Source organism: Geodermatophilus sp. URMC 62 (assembly GCF_052931475.1).
In genome coordinates this window covers 3,373,830-3,398,628 of sequence record NZ_JBRFHY010000001.1, presented here as the reverse complement: position 1 = coordinate 3,398,628, position 24,799 = coordinate 3,373,830, and the positions used below count along the sequence as shown (strand labels likewise).

General features: G+C 71.6%; 22 protein-coding genes and 2 pseudogenes. 12 read left to right on the top strand and 12 right to left on the bottom strand.

All coding sequences use genetic code 11. The features are described 5' to 3' along the window. Positions 1 to 32: 32 nt before the first annotated feature. The 3 genes from ACU616_RS16580 to fxsT all read right to left on the bottom strand — a co-directional run bounded on the left by ACU616_RS16580 (position 33) and on the right by fxsT (position 4,180). Positions 33 to 575 carry an IS630 family transposase gene (locus ACU616_RS16580; protein ID WP_446761491.1) on the bottom strand — a complete coding sequence of 181 codons (543 nt, stop codon included), beginning with the start codon at positions 573 to 575 and terminating at the stop codon, positions 33 to 35. A 47-nt stretch (positions 576 to 622) separates the two neighbouring features. Continuing rightward, on the bottom strand, positions 623 to 1,030 hold the full coding sequence (locus ACU616_RS16575) for an IS630 transposase-related protein (protein ID WP_446759286.1): 408 nt from the start codon (positions 1,028 to 1,030) through the stop codon (positions 623 to 625). A gap of 528 nt (positions 1,031 to 1,558) precedes the next feature. Then, complete coding sequence (fxsT, locus tag ACU616_RS16570; protein ID WP_446759533.1) at positions 1,559 to 4,180, bottom strand: FxSxx-COOH system tetratricopeptide repeat protein; 2,622 nt, start codon at positions 4,178 to 4,180, stop codon at positions 1,559 to 1,561. A gap of 145 nt (positions 4,181 to 4,325) precedes the next feature. Between fxsT and ACU616_RS16565 the strand changes: the two genes are divergently transcribed. Continuing rightward, the gene (locus ACU616_RS16565; RefSeq protein WP_446759532.1) at positions 4,326 to 4,634 is read left to right on the top strand and encodes a hypothetical protein; all 309 of its coding nucleotides are present in this window, start codon (positions 4,326 to 4,328) and stop codon (positions 4,632 to 4,634) included. A gap of 92 nt (positions 4,635 to 4,726) precedes the next feature. Here ACU616_RS16565 and ACU616_RS16560 read toward each other — a convergent pair whose 3' ends face one another. Then, entirely contained in the window at positions 4,727 to 5,536 is an 810-nt protein-coding gene (locus tag ACU616_RS16560; protein ID WP_446758835.1) for an IS5 family transposase, read from the bottom strand. A gap of 484 nt (positions 5,537 to 6,020) precedes the next feature. Here ACU616_RS16560 and ACU616_RS16555 point away from each other — a divergent pair, with 484 nt between their 5' ends. The 5 genes from ACU616_RS16555 (at position 6,021) to ACU616_RS16535 (ending at position 9,910) form a co-directional block, all read left to right on the top strand. Further along, positions 6,021 to 6,347, top strand: coding sequence for a hypothetical protein (locus ACU616_RS16555; RefSeq protein WP_446759531.1), 327 nt, complete (start codon positions 6,021 to 6,023; stop codon positions 6,345 to 6,347). Next, on the top strand, positions 6,344 to 7,579 hold the full coding sequence (locus tag ACU616_RS16550) for a M14 family metallopeptidase (protein ID WP_446759530.1): 1,236 nt from the start codon (positions 6,344 to 6,346) through the stop codon (positions 7,577 to 7,579). The genes ACU616_RS16555 and ACU616_RS16550 overlap by 4 nt, the downstream gene beginning before the upstream one ends. Before the next feature lie 365 nt (positions 7,580 to 7,944). After that, the gene (locus ACU616_RS16545) at positions 7,945 to 8,844 is read left to right on the top strand and encodes an alpha/beta fold hydrolase (RefSeq protein ID WP_446759529.1); all 900 of its coding nucleotides are present in this window, start codon (positions 7,945 to 7,947) and stop codon (positions 8,842 to 8,844) included. Between the two features lie 151 nt (positions 8,845 to 8,995). Beyond that, positions 8,996 to 9,364: a tyrosine-type recombinase/integrase gene (locus tag ACU616_RS16540; RefSeq protein WP_446761490.1), complete on the top strand. Its 369-nt coding sequence runs from the start codon at positions 8,996 to 8,998 to the stop codon at positions 9,362 to 9,364. Positions 9,365 to 9,670: 306 nt separating this feature from the next. Beyond that, positions 9,671 to 9,910, top strand: a complete 240-nt coding sequence (locus ACU616_RS16535; RefSeq protein WP_446759528.1) for an excisionase family DNA-binding protein — start codon at positions 9,671 to 9,673, stop codon at positions 9,908 to 9,910. 287 nt (positions 9,911 to 10,197) lie between these two features. Here the strand turns inward: ACU616_RS16535 and ACU616_RS16530 are convergent, their stop codons facing one another. Both ACU616_RS16530 and ACU616_RS16525 read right to left on the bottom strand, forming a co-directional pair. After that, positions 10,198 to 12,027 (bottom strand): SpoIIE family protein phosphatase, encoded by a 1,830-nt coding sequence (locus ACU616_RS16530; protein ID WP_446759527.1) that lies wholly within the window; start codon positions 12,025 to 12,027, stop codon positions 10,198 to 10,200. Between the two features lie 100 nt (positions 12,028 to 12,127). After that, positions 12,128 to 12,781 carry a M48 family metalloprotease gene (locus tag ACU616_RS16525; protein WP_446759526.1) on the bottom strand — a complete coding sequence of 218 codons (654 nt, stop codon included), beginning with the start codon at positions 12,779 to 12,781 and terminating at the stop codon, positions 12,128 to 12,130. Between the two features lie 406 nt (positions 12,782 to 13,187). Between ACU616_RS16525 and ACU616_RS16520 the strand changes: the two are divergent. The 5 genes and pseudogenes from ACU616_RS16520 to ACU616_RS16500 form a co-directional block, all read left to right on the top strand. Continuing rightward, positions 13,188 to 13,943 (top strand): annotated as a pseudogene (locus ACU616_RS16520) (IS256 family transposase); the annotation flags it as partial. A gap of 217 nt (positions 13,944 to 14,160) precedes the next feature. After that, the gene (locus tag ACU616_RS16515; RefSeq protein WP_446759525.1) at positions 14,161 to 15,426 is read left to right on the top strand and encodes an IS110 family transposase; all 1,266 of its coding nucleotides are present in this window, start codon (positions 14,161 to 14,163) and stop codon (positions 15,424 to 15,426) included. Positions 15,427 to 15,533: 107 nt separating this feature from the next. Continuing rightward, positions 15,534 to 15,998, top strand: a pseudogene (locus ACU616_RS16510) (transposase); the annotation flags it as partial. A gap of 443 nt (positions 15,999 to 16,441) precedes the next feature. Next, positions 16,442 to 16,879: an ATP-binding protein gene (locus ACU616_RS16505; RefSeq protein WP_446759524.1), complete on the top strand. Its 438-nt coding sequence runs from the start codon at positions 16,442 to 16,444 to the stop codon at positions 16,877 to 16,879. A gap of 373 nt (positions 16,880 to 17,252) precedes the next feature. Further along, positions 17,253 to 17,654 (top strand): ester cyclase, encoded by a 402-nt coding sequence (locus ACU616_RS16500; RefSeq protein WP_446759523.1) that lies wholly within the window; start codon positions 17,253 to 17,255, stop codon positions 17,652 to 17,654. A 36-nt stretch (positions 17,655 to 17,690) separates the two neighbouring features. On the opposite strand, the gene ACU616_RS16495 is transcribed toward ACU616_RS16500, so the two are convergent. The 6 genes from ACU616_RS16495 to ACU616_RS16470 form a co-directional block, all read right to left on the bottom strand. Then, entirely contained in the window at positions 17,691 to 18,026 is a 336-nt protein-coding gene (locus ACU616_RS16495; protein ID WP_446759522.1) for a YnfA family protein, read from the bottom strand. 87 nt (positions 18,027 to 18,113) lie between these two features. Next, positions 18,114 to 18,950 (bottom strand): sulfite exporter TauE/SafE family protein, encoded by an 837-nt coding sequence (locus ACU616_RS16490; RefSeq protein ID WP_446759521.1) that lies wholly within the window; start codon positions 18,948 to 18,950, stop codon positions 18,114 to 18,116. Positions 18,951 to 19,024: 74 nt separating this feature from the next. Further along, complete coding sequence (gene merB / locus ACU616_RS16485) at positions 19,025 to 19,954, bottom strand: organomercurial lyase (protein WP_446759520.1); 930 nt, start codon at positions 19,952 to 19,954, stop codon at positions 19,025 to 19,027. Positions 19,955 to 20,206: 252 nt separating this feature from the next. Further along, positions 20,207 to 21,121, bottom strand: coding sequence for an IS982 family transposase (locus ACU616_RS16480; protein ID WP_446759519.1), 915 nt, complete (start codon positions 21,119 to 21,121; stop codon positions 20,207 to 20,209). A gap of 388 nt (positions 21,122 to 21,509) precedes the next feature. Beyond that, complete coding sequence (locus ACU616_RS16475; RefSeq protein WP_446759518.1) at positions 21,510 to 22,391, bottom strand: SAM-dependent methyltransferase; 882 nt, start codon at positions 22,389 to 22,391, stop codon at positions 21,510 to 21,512. A 63-nt stretch (positions 22,392 to 22,454) separates the two neighbouring features. Then, entirely contained in the window at positions 22,455 to 23,201 is a 747-nt protein-coding gene (locus tag ACU616_RS16470) for a CPBP family intramembrane glutamic endopeptidase (RefSeq protein ID WP_446759517.1), read from the bottom strand. 390 nt (positions 23,202 to 23,591) lie between these two features. On the opposite strand from ACU616_RS16470, the gene ACU616_RS16465 reads away from it, so the two are divergent. Then, entirely contained in the window at positions 23,592 to 24,512 is a 921-nt protein-coding gene (locus ACU616_RS16465; protein WP_446759516.1) for an SAM-dependent methyltransferase, read from the top strand. Positions 24,513 to 24,799 lie beyond the last annotated feature (287 nt).

Genomic DNA, 24,799 nt, shown 5'->3' with positions numbered 1-24,799 from the left:
ACAGCCGTGCATGCGGCGCCTCACAGCGGTTTTCAGGTGGTTTGTCGGATGGGGTAGCCGGCGTGGGCGAACCAGCCGGCGGCATCGGCGGCCGTGATCGCCTCCAGCGCGGTGGCGATCGCGGCGTCCAGCGCCGCCCGGGTGCGGGCGGCGGCCGCCCGGATGAGGATTTTGAGTTTGCTGAACGCTTCCTCAACCGGGGACAGGTCCGGTGAGTAGGCGGGTAGGAACACCAGCCGGCAGCCGGCGGCCTCGACCAGCGCGCGGATCCGGTCGGGCTTGTGCGCCCCGACGTTGTCCACCACCACGACCTGGCCCGGGTGCAGCGCGGGCAGCAGGAAGTGCTGCAGGTAGGTGGCGAACACCGCGGTGTCGGTGCCGCCCTCCACCGTCATCGCCGCAGTCATCCCGGCCCATGACAGCCCAGCGATCAGCGTGGTCACCGACCCGCGGTTGCGAGGCACTGCGCCGCGGACGCGGCTGCCGCGGGGCGCGCGGGCGCGACGGCGGGTCATCGAGGTGTGCGTGCCGCACTCATCGACGAACACCAACTGGGTCGGGTCGATCGTGGCCAGGTCGGTGCGCCACCGGGTGCGCGCGGTCTCGTCGCGCTCGGTGGCGCTCAGACTTTTGACTTCAGCGGCCAGCCCGGCCGCCGCCGACGCCCCGAGGGGGTCACTGCCTGCGCCGGATCGTCAGCGGGCAGGTCGGCGATGGCCCGCGACATCGTCGCCAGCGACACGGTCATCCCGGTGGCGGCGTTGAATGCCGCGGCGTGCTCGGCCAGCGTGGCATCGGCCACGACCTGCAGGCGATCGGGTAGCCACGCCTGCAGCCGCGCCTTCTTCTCCGGCACCGGTCCATGCCGCTGCTGATCCGGCGCCAGGCTGCCAGTGGCCCGCCGGCGGGCCAGATACCGCTCCACGCTGCGCACCGACAGCCCGAACACCACCGCGGCCTGTTCCTGCGTCATCCCGCCGTCAACCGCGGCTACCACCCGCTCACGCAGATCCATCGAGTACGCCCGCATGCCGATCCGGGCTACTCCCTTGCCGACGCACCGTCAACCAATCAGCACACCGCTGTCAGCCGCCACGCTGCACGAGGGAAGCCTCGACTGCCTCGCGGCACCTGGCCAGGGTGCAGCCACCGACTGACGACAGGGGGCACCACTTGGCGAGGGTCCCCATCGGCGTTGCAGGGCGCAGCGGGTCAGCGTGGCGCGAAGGCGCGCTCGAACAGGACGAGAAGCCGTTCCTCGGGTAGGTCGCAGCCCCGGACGCAGTCGAACTCCACGGGCTGGTCGCCGGTCAGCCCACGGCGGCCGTGGCGCTGCAGGCGTCCTTCCGTGGCAATTGTTCCGCCAATTTCCTCAGCCGTCACCGGAACCGGCACAGACCAAAGACAAAGGCGGCCGGAAAAGGGCCGTTGGTACGAGCACGTAAGTCGGTCACCGCGTAAGCAGATCCTGCGGGCCCGCAGGGTCTGCTCTTTGTAAACGGCTCCAGGTTCCTGCGACGGGTCCTCGGGTGTCGGTCCTCGGCAATGGAGGGACAGCTCACAGCGGCCGACTCGGGTGGTCGACAGCATCGTCACTGGGCACGGGGTCGCCAACGCCGGTGACCTGCGTCAGGTGGAGCGTGATCGGGTGATCCGGGCCGAGCACCCGGCGCGAGCGCTGCAGGGTGTCCTGGCCCAGGAGGCGGGCCGGCTCGGCCTCGCCCAGTTGGGCTAGGGCGCTGGTCAGGGCTGCAGCCGCCTCCAGAGTGGTTGGGTTGTCCGGTCCGAACACCCGCAGGCAACGCTGCAGGGTGTCCTGGCCCAGGGCGCGAGCCGGCTCCATCTCGCCTATCAGGAGCAGGGCAACGGTTTGGGCGCCGGCCGCCGACAGGGTGGTCGAGTGGTCGGGGCCGAGCACCCGGCGGCAGCGTTGCAGCGTCTCCTCGCCCAGGGCCCGAGCTGGCTCGGCCGCACCCAGCTGGACCAGGGCGCCGATTAGGGCGGTTGCCGTCCATAGGGTGGTTGTGTGGTCGGGGCCGAGCACCCGGCGGCAGCGTTGCAGCGTCTCCTCGCCCAGGGCGCGGGCCCGCTCTACCTCGCCGTCCAAGATCAGCGCAGAGGTGAGCGTGCTCGCGGCGGTCAGGGTGTCGGGATGGTGGGGGCCGAGGATCTCCCGCCAGCGGTCGAGCAGCTGCTCGGCGACGGCCCGGCTGCCGGAGCTGTCGCTGTGTGCTTGCAGGTAGCGGATGGTGTCCAGCACCAAATGACGGCCGGCGGGTAAGTGGTCACTTAACGGAGCGGTGGCCAGCACATGTGCGGCGAGCTGGGCGTAGCCAGCCCAACTGGTTGGGTCCTCCGGATCGCCAGGGGATGCGGCGGCCAGCAGCGCCACCACCCGCTGACCGGTGGCTTGCTGCTGGTCGAGCGTGAGCTGCTGGCGAACTACTGCCTGTACCAGTCGATGTACCTGGAAGCCCTCTGCGTGGCGACGGGCCAGGGAGTACCCGACTAGCGCGCCGAGGGCGTCGGCGAGGGCGTCGGGATCGGCCGCGGTAGCGCGCAGCGGCTCGCCGAACAGGGCGGCGTGGCCGCTGATCAGGGACAGCGGAACTGGTTCAGGAGCCAGAAACGCGGACAGCTGTAGCAGCTGCACCGCTGCCGGATCATCGGCGCCGAGCCGTTCCAGCGACAGCGCCCAGGTGGTGTCGACCCGACCGGCATAGCCCAGCACATCACCGCGGGCCAGCAGGGTCTCCCGGTGCTCGCGGAAGCGGCGCAGATAGTCCGCGGGCGGCAAGGAGGTCTGCTCCAGATAGCCGGCGGCCTGGGCGGCGGCCAGCGGCAGGTCGCCGAGCTCGGCGGCGAGGGCGTCGGCCAGCTCCTCACCCAGCGCCGGGATCCGGGCCTGCAATAGCGCGACCGTCTCCGCCCTGGTGAGTACGTCGACCTCCAGTCGCCCGCCGAGTGCGCCCCAGCCGGGGTAGCGGGAGGTGATCAGCACGTGCCCGGCTCCGCCGGGACGGTAGTCGGCGACGTCGGTGGGTCGCTCGGCGTTGTCGAAGATCAATAGCCAGCGGTCCCGGTCGCGCAGCTCGGCCAGCAGTCGATCGACGGTGTCAGCGACGGTGGGTCCGATCGGCAGCTCCAGCCGGGCAGCGAGGCGGGCGAGCTGGTCGGGGATCAGGACTGGCTGCTCGGCGTCGAGCCACCACACGAGCTGATAGTCGGCGGCGAACCGGTGGGCGTACTCGATCGCCAGCTGAGTCTTGCCCACTCCGCCCAGCCCGTGCAGCGCTTGCACCACCAGCGTCCCCTCGCCCGAGCTCAGCCGCCGGTGCAGTTGCTCGAGCAGGCCGGCCCGGCCGGTGAACCACGGATTGCGGGCCGGCGCATTCCACAGCTGCGGCAGCCGGCCTGCCGGCGGCGGATCGAGCGCCGGGTCCTGGGCCAGGATCGCGGTCTCCAGTTGGCGCAGCTGGCTGCCCGGGTCGAGACCGAGTTCCTCGGCGAGGACGGTGCGCAGCTGCTGGCCGGCGGCGAGGGCGTCGGCCTGCCGGCCGCACCGGTACAGCGCCAACATCCACTGGGCCCACAGCCGCTCCCGCAGCCGATGGGCCCGGCACAGCTCCTCTAGCTCGCCGACCAGCTCGCCGTGCCGGCCGCAGGCCAGGTCGGCATCCACGCGCGCCTCCACGACGGCCAGCCGCGCCTCGGCCAGCCGGGCCGCCTCCCCGCCCAGCCGCGTCTCGGACGATTCGGCCAGCCGGTCACCACGCCACTGCGCCAGCGCGGCGCGCAGGGTCGCTGCCGCTGCACGGACCGATCCGGCTGACAGCTGCCGGTTACCACGGGCGGCCAGCGCCTCAAAGCGGTCGACGTCGACGTCGACGTTGTCGCTGACGAGCACGTAACCCGGAGTCCGGGTCGCGATCATGTCGTCGCAACCGGCGGCGGCGAGGCCCTTGCGCAGGCGTGAGATCAGCACCCGCAGCGACGCGCCCGCCGACTCCGGAGGATCCTCACCCCACAGCACGTCGATCAGCCGCTCGGTGGAGACCACCCGCTGGCCATTGAGGGCAAGCAGCACCAGGATCAGCCGTTCCTTTGCTGCCCCGATCCACACCTCCCGGCCGCCGCACTCCACCTGCAGCGGGCCCAGTAGGCGAATCACCAGCCCCACTGGCTCAGGCTAGCCCCGTCAGCCCACAACTTTGGCGGCGTCGCGCAAGGCTCCCGCTACTCGCGCGCTACATCCGAGCCCCACCGTCAAAACGTCACAACCGAACCTGCTCTCGAGGCAGACGACCCACAAGGACGTGTGGACCATGGCACTGGACTTCCGAGAGGTGACCCTCCGCTTCGACCCGACCAGCGGGCGCACGCAGCGAGAGAGCGCTACGGCCGTCTTCGGCAGCCGCGTGCGCCGGGCGAGCGCTGCGCTAAAGGGGATCAACATCGGCTACACGAACGGAGACCACGAACTGCTGCGCCAGGAGGTCGACATCGACGTGACGACCATCGTCAACAATGCGGTGACGGTGGCCGTGGACTTCCTGCTCCGCGACTCCAGCGGCAACATCGACGACCCCTACAGCGGATCGGTCGAGGTAATGGTCCTCGCGGATGTCGCCTAGCTCCTGCCCCTGAGCGAACGCGGTAGGCGCCGCCGAGACCAAGACCCTGGCCGACGTCTCGGCGGCGCCAAACCGGCCACATTGAGGTGTTCTCAACGGTTTGGTCGCTCGGCGTTGGTCAGGATGAGTGCGGCGGCGACGACCGCACCGATCCGCTGCGGGCACAGCCGAATCCGGCGCAGTGCTTTCCACCGGTTCTTGAGCAGTGCGATGCCGCGCTCACCCTCGGCGCGCAGCCGGGTCAGCAGTCGGTTGCGGGTCGCGGTGCTGGGTGCCAGGTGGGCACCCTTGGCCGGCGTATGGATGCCGACGCCCGCGCCGTCATAGCCCTTGTCGGCCAGGGCGGGCAGGCCCAGCAGCGCGGCCGCGGCGTGCAGCGCACCGAGGAACCCGGTGGCCCGGGCGGCGGCGAGGTCGTGCATCGAGCCCGGCTCGACGGGGGAGACGGCCACCGGGAAACCGTCCGGGTCGCAGACGACCTGCACGTTGCCGCCGTGAGCGCGGTGCTTGCCGGAGTACCACAGGTCGTGACCGGACTCGGGGTTGGTGGTCCGGCAGCGGTCGGTGCGGATGAGCGTGCCGTCGAGGACGACGTGGCTCCAGCCGGCGGCACTTCCGGCCTCGAGCACTCGGTGCAGGTCGGGGGCTTGGTCGGCGAGCACGTCGATGCCCTCGTGCAGGTAGCGGTAGCCGGTGGCGACCGAGACGCCGGTGTCGCGGGCCAGGGTGGGCATGTCGGCGTCCTGGCGGAACCAGCGCAGCACCAAGATGGCCTGGTCGCGGGCGGAGGCGGCGCGGGCGCCTATGCCGGTGCCGCGGCGGCGGCGTTCGGCGATCAGCAGGTCGGTGAGCAGGACGGCGGTGGCCTCGGGCACGTCGAGCGTGGCAGAGTAAGTGATCACGTGGGGTCCGTGCGGATGAGGGTCGTTCTTGGTCGACGCCATCCTCTGCCGGACCCCACGCCCCTGTGCAGCGACGTCGTCGTCCAGCCACTGACCTGCTCATTCAGCGTTCAGCAAAGCTCTTCCGCGCAAATCGGTTGAGAAGACCTCATTCACCCTTTGCCGGCGCGCTCAGCGGCATCGTGTGAAGTGGCCCCCGTGGGCCGGACACTGGTGTGACCCCTGGTTCCCGGAGCCGGGTTATTGGATTCCGAGGCCTTCGAGTCCCGGGGAGGGCCGCATGGGGCGGCGTCGGGTGATGGAGCACTCACATCCGGATCCGGCGGCCGTGACGCATGGGTGACGGAGCGGTGACGAAGGCCTGCTGTACTGGAGCCGCCCACGCCGCCACCACCCGGGCGAGCGCCCGACCGGACACCCCCGAACCAGGACCGGCGGGACGACCCGCCGCCCCGATCCGCTGCACCCTCGCGCGGAGGCTGCCATGCCCGTCTTCCACATCACCGCCCACGGGGCCGGCCGCGAGGCCATGGCCGACCTCGTGCGGGTCCACGGCGTGCGGGTCCTCCCGCAAACCCTGCAGGAGGACGGCGCGGGAGCCCAGGTCGACGCCCTGGCCGACGAGGCCACCATCGAGCGCCTGACCGGCGCGGGCTACCGGGTCGACCGGCACGAGGACGTCGACCAGGCCGCCCGGGAAGACCTCGAGCAGGTCGGGCAGGGCAACCGGTTCGCCGCGGAGCTCGCCGCGGTCATGCATGTGGGGCGCGGGCAGACGGGGAGCGCGCAGACGAGGGAGGACCGGTCGTGAGCTACCTCAACGTCGCCGAGGTCGAGACCGCCCTCGCGCTGGCCGCCCGGCCGGAGAACGCCGCGTTCACCGAGCTGACCACGCTGCCCTACCGGACGTGGGAGGGGCGGACCTGCTCGGCCCTGCGGATCGGGGCGGGCCGGGCCGCGCGCGCCGGGGTCTACCTGCTCGGCGGGGTGCACGCCCGCGAGTGGGGCAGCCCCGACATCCTGGTCAACCTCGCGCGGCTGCTCACCGACGCCTACCGCACCGGCACCGGCATCACCCAGGGCGGGGCCACCACCACCGCCGAGCAAGTCCGGCGCATCGTGACCACCCTGGACGTGGTCGTCCTCCCCCAGGCCAACCCCGACGGCCGGCACCACTCGATGACCCGCGACCCGATGTGGCGCAAGAACCGCCGCCCGGCCGGCCCCGGGCACCCACGCTGCCCCAGCGGCGGCGGGCGAGGGCCGGGTGTCGACCTCAACCGCAACTACGACTTCCTCTGGGACCACACCACCGCGTTCAGCCCGCAGGCGCCCGTGGCGACCTCCGCCGACCCCTGCGACGAGGTCTACCGCGGGCCGCAGGCCGCCTCGGAACCGGAGACCGCCAACGTCACCTGGCTGCTCGACCAGCACCCGTCAGTGACCCACTTCGTCGACGTGCACTCCTTCGGCGAGATGATCCTCTACAACTGGGGCGACGACGACGACCAGACGACCGACCCGTCGATGACCTTCGCCAACCCGGCCTGGAACGGTAAGCGCGGCATCCCCGACGCCACCGCCGGCGGCGACCCGCACCACTACCGGGAGTACCTGCCGGCCGGCGACCTGGACGAGGCCGTCGCGCTGGCCACCGTCATGCGCGACGCCATCCAGGCCGCGCACGGCCGGCAGTACAGCGTCAGCAGCGCCGTCGGGCTCTACCCGACCTCGGGCACCTCCGACGACTGGGCCTTCTCTCGCCACTTCGCCGACGCCGGCGACCGCAGAGTGCTGGGCTTCACGATCGAGTGGGGACCGCAACGCCGGTCGATCCCGAAGAGCTTCCACCCCGACTACCCGGACATGGTCCCCATCATCGGGGAGGTCACCGCCGCGCTCTTGGCCCTCTGTTCCACCGTCGCCGGCCGCAGCGCCGACTCCCCGCCGAGCGACCGCACCGCGGCCCTGCCCGGACAGCGGTCACATGCCGACACGACGGCGGACACCGCTAGGACGCAGACCGCGAGCCAGCGCGGATAGCACGAAGCCGCACGGACATCGGATACAGCACCGGCGGCTCCGTGAGCATGCGGTGCAAAGACGGGCGCCTCGTCACGGCGGCTCCTCGGTAGGTGACCGCGGCCGTGGCTCGTGGCGACGAGGTCCGGGTCGACCACACCATTTCCAGGAACCCACCGCGGCCGGGTGCGGACCGCGATCACCGGCCCTGGATGAAGTCCCGATACCGACGCTCGATGTCGGGGGACCGACGGCGATCCCCGGCCGACCACTCCACGATCCCTGCGGTACGGCGGGGTGCCGCTCGTGTCGAGGGGGCCTCGGGCCGCGCCGGCGCGAAGCGTCAACCTGCTCAGCCTCGCAGAGCTGATCACGGAAGGACCGACATGGACACCCACACCGGCCCCGGACGGACCGAGGCGCGCCCGAGGGTCCGGACAGCGCGGGCCAACGGCATCGAGATCGCGTACGAGACCTTCGGCGACCCGTCGGCCCGACCCCTGCTGCTCGTCATGGGCGCAGGCCAACAGATGCTGCTCTGGCACGAGGACCTGTGCCAGGCGTTCGTCGACCGCGGCTTCTTCGTCGTGCGCTTCGACAACCGGGACGCCGGACTGTCCACCCACCTGCACGACGCGGTGCCCGACGTGCGTGCAGCCGCGGCCGGCGATCTGTCCTCGGCGGCCTACACCCTCGAGGAAATGGCCGACGACGTCGCCGGGTTGCTCGACGCACTGCGACTGCCCAGCGCCCACGTCGTGGGCGCCTCGCTGGGTGGGATGGTGGCGCAGACGCTCGCCGTCCGGCATCCCGGCCGCGTCCGCAGCTTGACCTCGATCATGGCCGCCCCGGTTGTGTCGGTGGACTGGGCTTCGGTGCAGTCCGCGGGGGTCGCCACCAGCCGGGACGAGTACGTCGCCCAGGCGCTGCAGGCAGCGCGGCTCTTCCGGTCCCCCGGCTACCCGCTCGACGAGCAGTGGCTGGCCGATGTCGCCGGTCACTCCTACGACCGGGCCTACGATCCGGCCGGCCGCCTGCGGCAGCTGATGGCCGTCGTCGCTTCCGGTGACCGCACCGAGCAACTGCGTTCGATCCGCGTGCCGACGCTGGTGGTGCACGGCGAGGACGACCCCGTCGTTCCCGTCGGCGGCGGCCGCGCCACGGCCGCCGCCGTCCCGGCCGCCGAGCTCCTCGTGCTGCTGGGCATGGGGCACGGGCTGCCGCGCGAGCTGTGGCCGACGATCGTCGACGCCGTCGTCCGCACGGCCGACCGCGCCGGTCACTGACCGCAGTCGACACCCACCCCCGCCGGCGCTGCCTGAACGCCGGCGTCGAGAGGCTTCGGCGCCCCCTTCAGAAGGTTAGGGCCTCCTCTGCAAGAGCACGAAGACGGCCTCGGGCGCCCGCACACTGCTCCTGCCGCCCTGGTGCGTGGAGATGCTGCGCTGCAGAGCTTCCCGCGGCGGCGCGCCGGAAGACGCCGCAACCCAGGAAGCGCCGGTGTTCCCCACTCCGCTCGGCGGGTGGCGCGACCCCTCGAACACCCAGGCGGATCTACGAGCGGCCTTTGCCCATGCCGGCTTCGGCCACATCACCAGCCACGTGATCCGCAAGACGACCGCGACGGTGCTCGACCACGCCGGCCTGTCCGCCCGGACCTTCGCCGACCAGCTCGGTCACGCCAACCCGAGCCTCACACAGGACGTCTACCTCGGTCGCCAGGTCACTTCTACCGGCGCCGCGGTGGCGCTCGAAGCACTCCGACCCAAGGTGTCAGCACATGGGCAGGACGACGGTCGAAGCTGACAGGCACATCCGCTCATCCCGCGCGCCACGGGATCGACCACCCCATGAACGAACAGGAAGACGACCGACGCAGGGCGCCGGGAACAGCACTGCCTTCCCACGATGCGGGGCGACCCCGACCTCGGGTCCTCGGCACAACATGCATGCGCGGATGAGACGACAGGCTGACTGCAGTAGTCCTCCGGTGCAGCTCCGGTTCCGTCGTCCCGTAGTGAGTGGGCCGGGACAGCGCGACTCTTGACCGGACACCGGGCTATTCACGGCGGACAGGAGGAAAACAGGGGACGGCCTGGTCACCGTCCCTCCATGGATCCCCAAGCCGTGGCCGACGGAATTATTGGCATCCCCCACGCCGCCACCGACGAGCTGCTGACCCCCAGCCAGGCCGGCGACTACTTGTGCACCGGCGAGCGATTTGTCCGCCGCCTCATCGCCGAGCGCCGCATCGACTACATCAAGCTCGGCAAGCACGTCCGCGTGCAGCGGTCGGTTCTGGACGCCTTCATCAAATCCGGCCGAGTCCCCCATGTGCCGACCGTCCGCTGACTCCCTGAGGGCAGTCTGTGACGCTACTTCCCTGTTGGACTCGAACCAATGACCCTGCGATTTGATCTTGAGCCGTTGGGCCGCGTTGGCGGACATTGAATGCGCAGGTCAGAGCCGGAGTGAAGCGTTGGTTGCAACGGTTGGCGACGGCTGAGGACGGGTGTGTTGGGTGCGTGAAGAGTGCCTGGTCTTGCATCTCGGGGAGAGGTAGCCCCTTCCGCCTGTCGGGTGAGCAACGGCGAGTCATTGGGGCGGTCCCGCCGACTTCTTACGAGCCTCACTGTGCGTCACTCCAAGTGCCGGCCACCACCTGCCGGTCGCACGCGCAGCGCCAGGAGGGCGACGTCGTCCTCCGGAGAGGGCGCGAGCCGGTCGAGCAGCGTGTCGCACAGGTCGTCCACCGACGCGCCGGCCTGACCGGCCGTGACGCGCAGCCGCTCCAGACCCTCGTCCAGGAGGTCATCCCGGCTCTCGACCAGCCCGTCGGTGTAGAGCAGCAGCGTCGCTCCTGCCGGGAGGAGGAGCTCGTGGTCCGACCGCGGCGCTTCGGGGTTCAGGCCGAGCAGCAGGTTGGGCCGGTGCTCCAGCAGCGTCGTGGTGCCGTCGGGCAGCACCAGCAGCGGCGGCGGGTGTCCGGCGTTGGACCAGCGAAACACGCAGGTGCCGGCCGCCGCCTGCTCGTCATCCTGGTGGACCTGTGCCAGCACGGCCGTGGCCAGCGAGCCGAACCGCAGGCTGGTCAGGGCCGTGTCCAGCTGGGTCAGCACCGCCGCCGGGGGCTCCCCGATGGACTGCGCCACGCCGCGCAGCACGTTGCGGATCTGCGCCATCGCCGCCGCGGCGTTGCGGTCGTGCCCGCTCACGTCACCGATGACCAGGGTGAGGGTGCCGTCGGCGCGGAGGAAGGCGTCGTACCAGTCACCGCCGATCTGCGCTCCGGCGCTGGCCGGGCGGTAACGGACGGCGAGCTCAGCGGGCTCGAACGCCGGTGGCTCGCTCAGCAGGCTCCGCTGCAGGGTCTCCGACAGCCGGCGGCTGGCCTCTGCTGCCTGGCGTTCGGCGGTCAGGACCTCCAGTCGCTCCAGTGCCTGCGCGCACTGGGCGGCGAAGGCCTGCACCAGGTTGACCTCATCAGGAGAGAACGTGCGCTCCTCGCTCCAGCCGGCCACTAACGACCCGAGCAGCCGGTCACCGATCCGCAGCGGGACGGCGATCCAGGCATGGCGCGCGGTCTCCTCGTACACCTCGGCCATGGCCGGTGACCACGCCAGACCGGCAACCCGGTCACTCAGGACCAGCGGCTGACCGGTGCGCGCCACCCAGGCGGCCGGCAACCGGCTGTCCCGGGGCAGGGTGGCGAAATGTCGCCGCGCACGCTCACCGAGCCCGTCGGTCACGGTCACCCTCACCGTCCCGCGGTCAGCGTCACGGAGAGCGATGGCTCCGCCGTCCGCGCCGAGTGCGGTCAGCCCTGCGCCGGCCACCGTCTCGGCCAGGTCGGCGATCGTCTTCGTGGCGGCGAGCTGGAGTGCCACCTGAGCCATCCCGGCCAGCCGACGCGTCGCCGTCTCCTGGGCCGACAGCGCGGCCCGCAGCTCCTGCGAGCGGGCGAACAGATCGGCCTCCAGCACGTCCAGCCGCGCCCACGCACCCTCGCGCGCATGCTCGGTGAGCCGCTTCCGCTCAGCGACGTAGTCCGAGACGTCCTCGACCCGTTGCAGGATCAGTTGTGTCCTGCCGTCCGCGCCCCGCACGGGCGCGCTGATCAACGACCACGCGCGGTGGACCAGCTCCCCGGTCTCGTGGTCACGCACGTCGTAGAGGAACAGCGGCATCTGGTCGGGCACGCCGGTGTCTCGCGCCCGCTCGAAAGACGCCTGCAGCGGGTTGGCCCCTGTCTCGTCCAGCGACTCCGGGGACGGCGGGAAGGCGTCGAAGACGTACCGGCCGACCAGCTCCTCGCGGGTCCGCCCGAGCAGCTGCAGGTAGGCCCGGTTGGCCTCGACGATCATCAGGTCCGGCGACATGACAAGGTAGGCGGTGGGCTGGGAGGCGAAGATCGCCGCGAAATCCACGCCCTCGCCGAAGCCGGACATCTCGCCGACGCGCCCGGACAACACATCCCCCTCGCAGGTCCGCAAGACCGGACCCGGGACCACCGGCTCCGCCCCCAATCTTCCAACAGCTCAGGCTGAGGCCCCGACGCGGGCGCGAAGGTCAATCACGCCCAGGCCGCAAGGACCCGCGTGAGGCGGCAGTTGCCGCGAGGAGTGCGCGGATGCGCTGCTCGGGAGATGGGTGGGAGGCCAGGGGCCGCCGCGACCACCCTGCGGCCACGCGCAGGCCGTCGTGCATGGCGTGTAGTGCGGCGGCCAGCTCCAGTCCGAGGCCGTGGTCGGCGGCGAACCGGTCGGCGGCGAACTCCGACCGCCGGCTGATCGCGGCGTCGGCCAGGGGACAGAGCACCTCCGCCAACCCGACGAAGGCCAGCACTCCCCCGACCATCCACTGACCCTGGAGCAAGGCACGCGTCACGGCCATGGCCAGTGCGGCGACCACGACGATGAGCATTCCGCGCCGGGGCGGGCGGTCGGCCAGGATGCTCGCGAGACCGGTCAGCAGGCTCGCCGCCAGGCGCCACGGCGCGTCGAGGAACGACACGAGCAGCATCGGCCGAGTCGCTCCCGTGGCGTGATGGCCCAGTTCATGCACCAACAGGGCCACCAGTTGGTCCTCCGGCAGCCGACTGACTCGGTGGTCCTCCAGGACCCGGCTGGTGACCGCGACGCTGCGTCCCCCGGCGGCGTGCGCGTTGGGCAGCCGAGCATTCTGGACGTACAGCTCGACGTTGCCGGCGGCGGTGCCGGTCATTCATAGGGCCGTCGCCCACGCGGGCTTCAGCGCCGCGGCCTGCACCGGGCCGGGTCGATGGAACCGGCACGTGGCACGGACGCCGCCAACGGCGGTCTCGGGCTGTACCTGGTAGCGCGCGTCTGCGGAGAGCACGGCTGGACGAACGAGGCATCCCGCAAGGTCGTCCGGGCCGGACCGCCGTCACGAGTGGCCTGCTGGCTGCACGCCATGACCACCGTGGCAGCCGCACTGCTCGCGTAGGGCATCGACGCTGGTGAGAACGCTCGTCCGCCCACAACTGGTGATGTCCCCGCTGGTGGTGTAAGTCCAGGTCACCGCTCGCATGAAGGACCACGCGAGGGGGCCATCGTGTGATGGTCAGCGAGACCACGCCAATGGTTCTCGCGGAAGGACACAGCACACGATGGCCCTGGACCAGTCTGCCCTGCTCGAGGTGCTCGACGCACTGAAGGCCGCCGAAGTCGACGACCGGATCCGCGCCGCGGCCACCACGATCTATCAGGCGTTGATCGAGGCCGAACTCACCGCGGTGATCGGGGCGGCGCCGCATGAGCGCACGGATGCCCGGACCGCCCAGCGCAACGGCTCCCGGTCACGCATCTTGGCCACCACGGCCGGTGATCTGGAGCTGCGGATCCCCAAGCTGCGCGCCGGGTCGTTCTTCCCCTCGCTGCTGGAGCGGCGCCGGCGGATCGATCAGGCACTGTTCGCGGTGGTCATGGAGGCCTACCTGCATGGTGTGAGCACGCGGAAGGTCGACGACCTGGTCAAGGCCCTCGGTGCCGATTCGGGGATCTCCAAGTCCGAGGTCAGTCGAATCTGCGCCGACCTCGACGCCGAGGTGGCCGCGTTCCGCGACCGGAGCCTGGCCGAGCAGGCGTTCCCCTACGTGTTCCTGGACGCCACCTACTGCAAGGCCCGGGTCAACCGGCGGGTGGTCTCCCAGGCCGTGGTCATCGCCACCGGGGTCGCTGCCGACGGGCACCGTGAGGTGCTCGGCTTCGCCGTCGGCGATTCGGAGGACGGGGCGTTCTGGACGGCGTTCCTGCGCTCGCTGAAGGCCCGCGGGCTGGCCGGCACCCAGTTGGTCATCTCCGACGCGCACACCGGGCTGAAGGCCGCGATCGGCGCGGTGCTGCTCGGCGCCAGTTGGCAGCGGTCATCTGCTGACATCGGCTCTTGGCGGGAGGTTCCCGTCGGTCACCTCCGCCGCCGGGAGAGGACCTTGGCAGCGTGACCTTCGAGGTCCAGCGGCAGACCTGTCCCTCCCGGCGGCGGCGGGCTCGGTACTGGCCAGTGGGAGTCGTGCCTTGAGCACCGAGATGAGCGTCCAGCCGAGCCGGCCATGAGGTGACCGGACTCGAAGGGCCAGATGCATGCAGAGCAGCTACACGATCGACCTCGGCGTCGAGGAGGTCTTCATCGGCATCGACTGGGGCGCCAGCCACCACCAACTCTGCGCGGTCAACGCCACCGGGCAGCGGATCCGGCAGGTCCGCCTGGGCCACGACGTCGCAGGCCTCAACCAGCTCGACGCCGAGCTCGCCGGGCTGGGAACCGGCCTGCCGATCTGCGTGGAACGCGCCGAAGGCCTGCTCATCGAGCGGCTGCAGGCCGGCGGGCACCGCGTCTTCCCGATCAACCCGCGGATCGCCGCCCGCGCTCGCGAGCGCTATCGGGTGGCCAGCAGCAAGGACGACGTCTTCGACGCCTTCACTCTGGCTGACACGCTGCGCCACGAGCACGCGCACTGGCGCCCGTTGCCGGTCGCCTCGCCGGCGCTGGCCGAGTTGCGCGCGCTCTCCCGCGACCGGGACCGATTGCTGGAGTCCCAGCAACGTGTTGAGGCGCAATTGCACGCCATCCTGGACGCCTATCACCCGGCGCCGGCGCAGTTGTTCTCCTCGATCGACCGGGACATCACGCTGGCCTTCATCGCCGATTATCCGACGCCGCAGGCCGCTGCCCGCATCGGCGAGCAGCGGATGGCCGCCTTCTGCCGGCGGCAGTCCTACCGCGGCCGAGTCGATCCGGCCGTCCTGGTGCAACGGTTGAAGGACCACCTGCTCACCGGCGCCGAAGGCACGGTGGCCGGCAAGGCGCACTCGGCGCAGGTGTTCGCCGAGCTCCTCGGTGTGCTCAATCGCCAGCTCGCCGACTACGACCAGCGTCTCGAGCTGGCTCTCGCCAAGCACCCGGATGCGAAGATCTTCCTGAGCTTTCCCGGGGTGGGCCTGCTCACCGCGGCCACCCTGCTCGCCGAGATCGGCGAGGACCGCGAGCACTACCCGACGGTCGGGGTGCTGCTGGCCGAGGCCGGGCTGGCACCGGTCACCCGCTCCAGCGGCCGCTCGCACCGGGTCGGCTTCCGCTACGCGGCCAACACCCGGCTGCGCGAGGCCTGCACGTGGTGGGCCTACAACTCGCTGAAGACCTCGCCGTGGGCGCGCGCCGCCTACGACGCCGCCCGAGCCCGCAAGCAACCGCATCACCGCGCGCTGCGCGGACTGGGCGCCCGCTGGATGCGCGTGCTCTGGCGAGCCTGGACCGACGGCGTTCCCTACGACCAGGCGCGGCACCTCAAGACCGGGCCGGCCAGCGAGATCCTCACCGCCACCCCGACCGAAGCCACCACCGCCTGACACCCCCATCTCCCACCCGCGCTCCCGACGTGACGCGCGGGCCGTTGGCATGCCTGCGTTCACACCCACCAACGGGCTCCTGAGCTGCGAAGTTGACAGTGGGAGTCTGCCGGGTGCACTTCATGCGCAACGTCCTGGCGCGGGTGCCCAAGGGCAACGCCGAGATGGTGGCTGCGGCGATCCGCACGATTTTCGCCCAGCCCGACGCCGAACACGTGCGCTCCCAGCTCGACGTCATCGCCGGCATGCTGGGCCGCCAGTTCCCGCAGGTCGAAGCCATGCTCCGCGAGGCCGCCGAGGACCTGCTCGCCTTCACGGCGTTCCCGGTCGCGCACTGGAAGAAGGTCTGGTCGACCAATCCGCTGGAGCGGCTGAATAAGGAGATCAAGCGCCGCACCGACGTCGTCGGGGTCTTCCCCAATCCCGAGGCCCTGCTCCGCCTCGCCGGTGCGGTGCTGGTCGAGGCGCACGATGAATGGCAGGTCTCCGACCGCCGCTACCTCTCCGAAGGCTCCATGGCCCAGCTGAACCCGGCCAGGGAGGTGGCGCAGCCGGCCCTGATCGCGTCATAGTCACCACACCGCTGACCGACACGGTGAGGACTACATCCACCACTCAGCGGGACGTCACCCCACAACTTGTGCCGATGGTGTGTGAGGTCGGTCGCGAGCCATCCGCTGCGGGCGGCGAAGCCGTGCGGCCGTGACACCAGCGGCCACGCAGCGTGTCCCGCTGGTGCAGAACGCATCGTCCAGGCCCGCTGGACGGGAGCCACCTCGGCGGGCTGGCCGACGACGTCCGTCATCACCGGCAGACACCACCGAGCACCCCGCGGTCACGCCCCACCGAGCCCGCGACGGATCGGAAGTGATCGCCGTCACTACAGGCTACGCTCGAGATCCGGAACAACAGCGGCCGAAGATGGCAGCCCCACGACGTCCCCGACCTGGCACCCCTCGGCGCGGACGGAGCCTGCTCGCCACCGGCTGCGCACTACCCGAGCAGAGGGTGGCCGATGGAGCAGACACGGTGGCCCCGACGGCCGCTCCCCGCCGCGTCCCTGAGACCGCCTCTGACCTGGGAACGGGAGCTGCACACGCCCATCGACCTCACGGTGAGCCGTAACGTTCTGGGGAGGATGGTCCGTACCAGGTGGCTGCGCCACCACGCCCCGGTCGACGTCGACGAACTGCTCCTCGTCTACGAGGAACTGACCTCCAACGGCCTGCGACACGGACGGTCACCGGTGCGCGTGTGCGTCACCGCGACCGGCCGGAGCTGGCTCGTCGACGTCATTGATTCCGCGGTCGAGCAGCCGCCCGTGCCCGCCATCGACCGAGATCCGGCCGACGGAGGCCTGGGGTTGACGCTCGTGGTCCAGCTCTGCCGGACGTACGGCTGGACCGTGGAGGAAGACCGCAAGCACGTCTGGGCCTGCCTGCATGCGGCCTGAGCGACACGCCCGAAGTGCGCTCCGAGCCCCGGACGCGGCCCCGCCCCGGCCGGGATCCGGCTCGACGGTTCAGGTGGCAGGGCGGCGGGCAGCCGGTGTCTGCGCCCATCGATGACCGACCGCGCGACCGTTGAGCTGTCCTGCCGGTCTTACCGCACCGAGGCCGGGCTCACGGGTGCCCCGACGGTGGAGCAGTTGGTAGGGGTCCTGCGGTGAGGCTGCTCGGGCGCCGCCGGATGATCCCGACTCAGGAGTCGGCGAGGTGCGGGTGCTGCGGCCGGGATCTACCGCGCACCGCGGTGCACGAGCTAGGCGGCACGCCGGGGGTCTACGTTTGCCGGCGCTGCGCGCTGTGGATGGCCGCGCGGATCGGATGGCGGTAGCTGTGGGCGTCGAGGACAACAAGCGGCTGGTGGCCCGCGCGGTCACCGAAGTCATCAATCGCGGGAACCTCGCCGCGGTCGAGGAGCTGTACGCGCCGGACATCGCCGCCGCGGCGCGCGAGTGGGTGGCCCCCTTCCGGACGGCGTTCCCGGACGTGCGGATGGAGACCGTGGCCCTGGTCGGCGAGGGCGACACCGTGGTCGGCCACTTCCGCTGCTCGGGCACCCACACCGGGCGGTGGATGGGCCGGCGCGGCACCGGTCGGGCGTTCCGCGACGTGCGGGAGGTGTACTGGTTCACCGTTCGCGGCGGCCGCATCGTCGACTGGTGGGGGCTGGAGGACAACGACGACCGGCGGCGCCAGCTACGCGCCGGCGGCACACCGGCCTGACTGGCACCGGGCGACGCGACTGCGCTGGTTCATGGGTTAGGCCGAGCGCGGGGAGTACATGATGACCGCGACGCCCACCAGGCAGATGAAGGCGCCGACCACGTCATAGCGGTCGGGCCGAAAGCCGTCGGCGACCATTCCCCACGCGAGGCTGCCGGCGACGAACACGCCGCCGTAGGCGGCGAGGATGCGGCCGAAGTTGGCCTCGGGCTGCAGCGTGGCGACGAACCCGTAAACACCGAGGGCGAGCACTCCCAGCCCGATCCACAGCCAGCCCCGATGCTCGCGGACGCCCTGCCAGACCAACCAGGCGCCGCCGATCTCAGCGACCGCAGCCAGGAGGAAGAGCACGATCGAGCGCAGCACGGTCACGTCGGCAGCCTGGCACTGGCCGAACGCATGAGCGTCGCGCGAGCCAGACCCGAGGGAGCCGTACGTCGATCTCCGGGCTCGCGAGGCCTACCGGTGGCTCCACACCTTGATCGCCGACAAGACGAGCAGCAGTCCCAGCAGCGGGATGAGCACCGCCTCGGCGACGACGCCGAGCAAGAGGCCACCGAGCACGGTTCCCGCGATCGAGCCGGCGGTCATGGCGATCACGAAGCCCGAGTTGTCCCGCAGGACTGCGAAGCTCTGCGAGCGGCTGTAGCGCGCGAAGGCGACGATCATCGTCGGCAGGGAGACGGCCAGCGACAGACTGCCCGCGATCTTGATGTCGATGCTGAACAGCAGCACGATCGTCGGGATCAGCAGCTCGCCTCCGGCAACACCCATGAGGGCTGCGACGACGCCGATGGCGAAGCCGGTCACCACCCCGACCGGGATGCGTACCGCCGGCGCGAGGTCCAACGGGTCGAACGAGCCGAGATGGGTGACGAGCAGCGCTGCGGCGATGAGTACCAGGAGAGCGGCGAGGACGCGATAGAGCGTGCGCGACGCCATCTTGGTCGCCCAGCTGGCCCCCACCCACGCGCCGATGACGCTTCCGGCGAGCAGGTTGGCCGCCACCGTCCAGTGCGCCGCGACGTCGCTGTAGGGAACCCCGAGCAGTCGGGCCGGCAACGCCGTCGTGACCACCACCAGGCTCATCGCCTTGTTCAGGATGACGGCCTGCAGCGCGACGAAGCCGAACAGGCCGATCAACAGCGGAAGTCGGAACTCGGCCCCGCCCAGGCCGACCATCCCGCCGAGGATGCCAACGCCGGCACCGGTGAGAAAGGCAGCCGCTGGCGAATGTCGCGGCCCCGCGCCCGGCCCAGCATCGGGCGAAGCACTGATCGCCGGCACCGAGCTCACCACGTGACCGTAGGCGAACCCACACAGATAGGCCCCCCGTCTGGATCACCAGCTTGATTTGGCGGGAGCCCGGGTCAGGCCGTCTCGCTCGGCGAGAAGAGACCGCCGAACACCAGAGCGCCTGCCGCCGCGGCCCCGGGCATGGTCAGCACGTCGCCGTCGAGGTGGTGCTGGCGTCGGTAGGCGCGGGCGTTGTCCGCGTCGGTGAAGAAGTTGATCACCGGGCAGCAGGACTCGGTGGGTCGACCGGACCCGCTTGAGCCGATGAAGACCACGGCCTTTTCGGGCTGCCACCGCCACGTCCCTTCCCGGCTGGTGGCGACGACGGGCTCGCCGCTGTGCGGGTCAGTGGAGTGGATCTCGGCATCGCGGCCCAGCATGGCGGGGATGCCGAGGGCGTGGACCGCACAGTTGGCGGCCACGGTGGGGCCGCCGCTGATCTGCACCCGGTGGGCGGATGTGTTGTAGGCGGCGAAGGGCACGCCTCCGGTGACCGCCGTGGCCTCAGCACCGGTGAAGAGCAACTCAGCGTCGGCAAGGGCACGCAGCACCGGCGTCAGTTCGAGGCCCAGCTCGGTGGCCCAGCTGGTCAGCTGCGCGCTGGTCGGCGGGGTCCCGGTGGTGGCGATGACCTCAAGGATGTCGTGATGCAGCTGCTGCACCGGGCCGGGCAGGGCGGCTCGACGGCGGAGGAGGTTGTCGGCTGGAAGTCCCGCGGCGTCGAGTCGATCGGCGATGCTCGGGATCTCGGTCATCGTGGTCCCTCTCTGCAGCGCGGGGTCAGCTAAGGCTGGTGTCCATGAGGCGGCGCAGCTGGCCCCGTCGAGCGAGCGGGCGTCGATGCGGCCCAGAACCCTTCCGTCGCTGTCGATGACGACCGGCGGCGAATCCCGTGAGGCCGACGCCGAGGGCCAGGCCGTGCCGACGCAGCACAGGGCCAGCAAGGCGGCGCCCGCGACGGCGAGGGCGGCGCCGCGACCCGCGGGTGGGGCAGTCTCAGGCACAGCAGGACGTCGGCATCTAGATGACTGATTCCAAGGGGTCAGTGAGGTTTTCTCACCAGGATTCGCCGTCCGCGGACGGCCAGGGAAGGCATCACTGCAGGTCAGGCGCATGTGCCAGCGGAGGTGCCAAGTGCCACGTGGCGGGACCCGCGCCGAGCAGCCGTGATCGACGTCGCCAACGACTCGCCGCAGCCCTGACCAGCGGCGCCGACCGTCCCCTTCAAGCTGGTGCGGATTCCTGGTGAGAAAACCTCAGTGGTCGTAGGCGAGTAGCGATCTGCGGACGGATTGGCCGGTGTGGTCGTTGTGCCAGATGACCGCGGTCAGGGCCAGCAGGCGCTGCAGCACCCGGATCAGGACGCCGGCTGGGGTGTGGCCGCCGTGCAGTTCGAGGTCGAGCTGGCCTTTGAGGGTGTCGAAGACCGACTCGATGGTCTGGCGCAGCGGTTTGAACACCGATGCGCCGGGCCGGTCGGGTTCTCCGCGGCGGGGGCGGCGCAGCAGCCTCAGCCCGGCGTCGGCCAGCTCGGCTTCGAAGCGGCGGCCGTAGTCGTGCTTGTCGGTGATGAGGATCTGTCCGGGATGGCTCGAGATGAGGGCGGGGTCGGCGCCGAGCAGGTCGAGCAGCACCTGGCGTTCGTCGGCTGTGGCGCCGGAGAGGGCGAAGGCGACCGGCAGTCCGTGCAGGGTGGCGATCAGGTGCAGCCGCAGCCCCCAGAAGTAGCGGGTGTGGCTGGCGCAGTAGCCGTACTCGGCCCAGCCGGCCAGCTCCGAGCGGCGGACCGCTTCCCGGGAGCGGGCGCATTCGATCGGCGTGGAGTCGATGACCCACACGTCATCGGCCCACAGGCTGGTGTCGGTCGCCAGGGCCCGGATCAGCCAGATCACGGTGCCGGCGAGGCGGCGCAGCCGCTTGTTGTAGCCGGGCTGGTGCGGCAGGTAGGGAAACAGCGGGCGCAGCTGCTGGCCGGCGAACCGCAGCCAGCGGGCCTCGCTGGTGAACCCCAGCAGCGCCTGCAACACCGCCAGGGTCACCAGCTCGGCATCGCTGAGCCGGGGAGCGATGCCCACCGCCGGGCGCCACGGGAGCCGCTGCGGCGCGGCCTTCAGCAGGTCATCGGTGCGGGCATACAGTGCCGTGGTGAGGGTGTCCAGGTCGGCGTCCACGAGGGCCTCCCGGCTCGACGTTGGGTTAGCAACGCCAAGCCTGAACACCCTCGCCCGTGATCACACCGGTTTCAGCCCGAACCCCTTGGAATCAGTCATCTAGTTGCGGAACAGGCCCGCTGCGATGCGCAGGCTCTCGGCCATCGTCAGATAGGGCGCCCAGGTGTCGGCCAGCTGGTCGACGGTCATGGCTGCCTTGATGGCGTAGGTGGGCCGCCTGGCGGACCCGCTGTTCGCAGAGCGGGCTCCCGAGCCCGCCCGCCGGCAGGCTCGCGCACACCTGACGGCCAACCAGCGGGAGCAGGCCAGGCTGAAGCAGCTGCTCGAACCGCGGGCACCGCGCGACTGACGCGCGCGGGCAGCCCGAACCGGCCGGCCCGCAGCCGGTTCACCGTTGTCGGCGGCCCACGGTGATGCCGGGAGAGCCCAGGGGTGTCGGGGCGGTGCTGACCGCAGTGAGGCCCACCTCGGCCAGCAGCTGCTGCGCCCGGGTGGCGTCGAGCGCGGTGCCGCCGTAGGCGACGGTCTTGAACCGGTTCAGCGCGTTCTCGACGGGATCGTGCCCGTACTTGCCGTGCCCGAGCATCAGCCAGCCACCGGGGCGGAGTGCGCGCGTGGCGGCGGGGAGCGCGGCCAGCAGGGTCGGCTCCGGAAGGAACGGTGCGGGCAGCCAGATCAGGTCGTAGGTGTCGGGCTCGTCCAGCGCTGCCACGTCCTGGCGGCGGAGCACCACCCGGTCGCCGGCCGGGCTGGCCGCACGGACCCGCTCGGCCAGGGCCAGTACCCGTGGCAGGACGTCGATGCCGACAACGGTGAGCTGGGGCAGCGTCTCGGCCAGGGCGACGGCCAGCCCTCCGACACCGGTGCCCACGTCCAGCATGCGCGCCCCGCGCCGGCTGACCGCCTCGGACAGCCCCGGCATCGCGGCGCCGGCCAGCCGCAGGAACCCGGGGGCACCGCGGCCGCTGGCCAGACCCTGGGCGAGCAGCGCCTCGTCGGGCTGCTCTGCCCAGGCAGCGGCCTCCCCGCGGACCACCGCGGCCGCCTGCAGCAACGGAGCGGACGCCTGCGCGGCCGTGCCGGCCGGCGGCCGGCCGGCCAGCGCGGCGCCGAGGTCGAGACCCATGTCGTCCACCACTCGGCGGGCGGCGTCCACCAGGGCGGGCGGGCCGTCGCCGCGCAGCGCGAGGACCAGCGCCGCCGTCGACCAGGCCGCCTGATCCCCAGCGTGCATGAGCGCACTCAGGCGCTCCTCCGATGACTCGGTCACCGGAAGACCCTGGCCGGAGACGGGGCTGTCGGACAAGCCTGCACGGTGCGCCGAAACGGGGGGTCAGCGGCCCAACGGCGGCCAGGCCACCACGACCGGTCGAGGTGTGCGCCGCCGGACGAGCACCAGGCCGTAGGTGAAGATCAGCACACCGATGACGACGTATACGGCCAGCGGCACGTCGGCGGCGAGGTCGTTGCAGAAGTTGCCCAGGGCGTGCACTGCTGCGAGCGGCCACACCGAACCCACGTGCAGCCGCACCGCGGCGAAGGTGAACCCGGTGAGAGTGGCGTCGACCACCTGCTCGGCGGTATCGAGCACCGATTGCCCGAACAGCACGTTGGCGCCGTGCTGCAGTCCGAAGATCAGCGCGACGGCGGTGCACTGGACCAGGGGCGCGTGCCGGGCCCAGACGGCCTGGACGAGACCGCGGAACATGACCTCCTCGTTGAGCCCCAGCACCAGCTGCAGCAGGGCCGTGGCCAGCACCGCGCCGACCGCCATCGGCATCACGCCGACGAGCAGGACCGACGCGTAGAGCACCGCGACGGGCAGGACGAGCATCCAGCGGCGGCCCCGCCCGAGACCGGCACGGACCCGCCACCCCGCCGCGGCGATCACCGCCAACGGCACCAGCAGCGCGCCGGCGTTGACCCCCGCCGCCCGCAGGTCCCCCTCGACCCCACTCCGCCCGGCCACGAGCAGCTCGGCCAGCAGGTGCACGACGGCCAGCCAGCCGATGGTCAGCGCCACCGACCACAGCAACGGGTGCTGCTCCAGAGTGAGCCCCACGCGACCATGGGTCGCCACCGGTCCACGGTAGCGGCGCGGGCCCCCGGGGGCGGATCCGCGCGCCCCGGGCCTTCGTAGGCCACCAGGTGCTGGCCGGCGGCGCCGCGGTGCCCGTCAGGGTTCCGGTCGCATCTGCGTAGATCCCTGTTCCAGCGGGGACGCCGCTGGTGGGGTGCTCCCGCACTTCCAGCGGCCTGGATCGTGCGCCCGTTCCCGCGACGCACGTGCCGTTGCTGGACGTCCCCTCGAGAGGCGGACCACGAGGCCCGGCCGTGCCCGCGGAGCACCCGGCGCCCGCGGGGACGGCCGGGCGCGGAAGCCGGTCGTCTGCGGCCGCAGGGGTGTGGCCCCCACCGCCGTCGCTGCCGTGGTACGACCAGTGGCGCCCGCACGAGGAGGTGGGTCGCGATGGCCGCGAACGACGGTGCCACCCTCACGGAGGCGGCCGCTCGTGTCGACGAGCTGACCGCGGCGGCGTTCGCTCTCGCCGCCGTCGCAGCCGCGCTGCGTGAGGACGAGACTCCGCTCACCGACCAGCACGGTGCCGTCCTGGCCGAGCTCGGCTTGGCCGCGCCCCGGGACAGCGGGGGCTGGACCCTCGCTCCGGCGCTGGCCGAGCTGAGCCCGCCGATCCGGCGCAACGTCGCCCAGCGGCTGGCGGTGGTCCTGACCCGGGCCGCGGCCGCCGCCGAGGGTCGGCTCACCTGGGCCGAGCAGGACCTCGACGTCAAGACGCGGCTCGGGCAGGCGTCCGGCATCGCCGGCGGCTTGTTCGTCACCGCCCTCGCGCCCCGCCTGGGTGACCTCGCCGAGCGGCTGGCCGCGTCCGGCGCCGCGGTCCTCGACGTCGGCACCGGCGTCGGCGCGATCGCCGCCGCGGTCGCCGAGGCGGCCCCCGGCGTGCGCGTGGTCGGGATCGACGTGCTCGACGACGTGCTTGACGTCGCCCGCGCCACGGTGACCGACCGGGGCCTCACCGACCGGGTCACCTTCCGCCACCAGGACGTGGCCACCCTGTCCGACTTCGCCGCCTACGACCTGGTCTACCTGCCTGCGTTCTTCCTCCCCGAGGACACCCTGACCACCGCCCTGCCGCGGATCCGGCAGGCCCTGCGACCGGGAGGCTGGCTGGTGGTCGCCGGCCACGAACCACCCCGCGAGCCGCTGGGCCGGGCCGTGGACACCTGGCGGCAAGCGGCGGCGGGCTGCTGCACCTGGGACGCGGCCGAGACAGGTCGGCGGCTGGCCTCGGCCGGGTTCGCGCAGGTACAGGCCCTCCAGGGCAACCCGTTGTTCCCTGGCGCGGTCGTGGGCACCGTCGAGCGGTGAACGGGTGTTGGTTGGTGGGCCGCGGTGCCCTGCATCGGAGCTGCGGTGCCCTGCATCGGACAGGAGTGGCGCGGGACCGACGGGCCCCATCCACACCTTCCGGGCGGACCATCGGTGATCGCCAGCCGCTGTCATCCGTGATCGACGCACTCGGCGGCTGACGACTCGGCCGCCGGGGCCGGGTTCGGCGTCCCGGGCCGGCGGTCCCGAGGCGGACGCCGGGGTCACCATCGGATCCAGGCCGACCCGGTCGCGAGGACCCGGAGCAGCGGCCGTCAGGAGTCGCG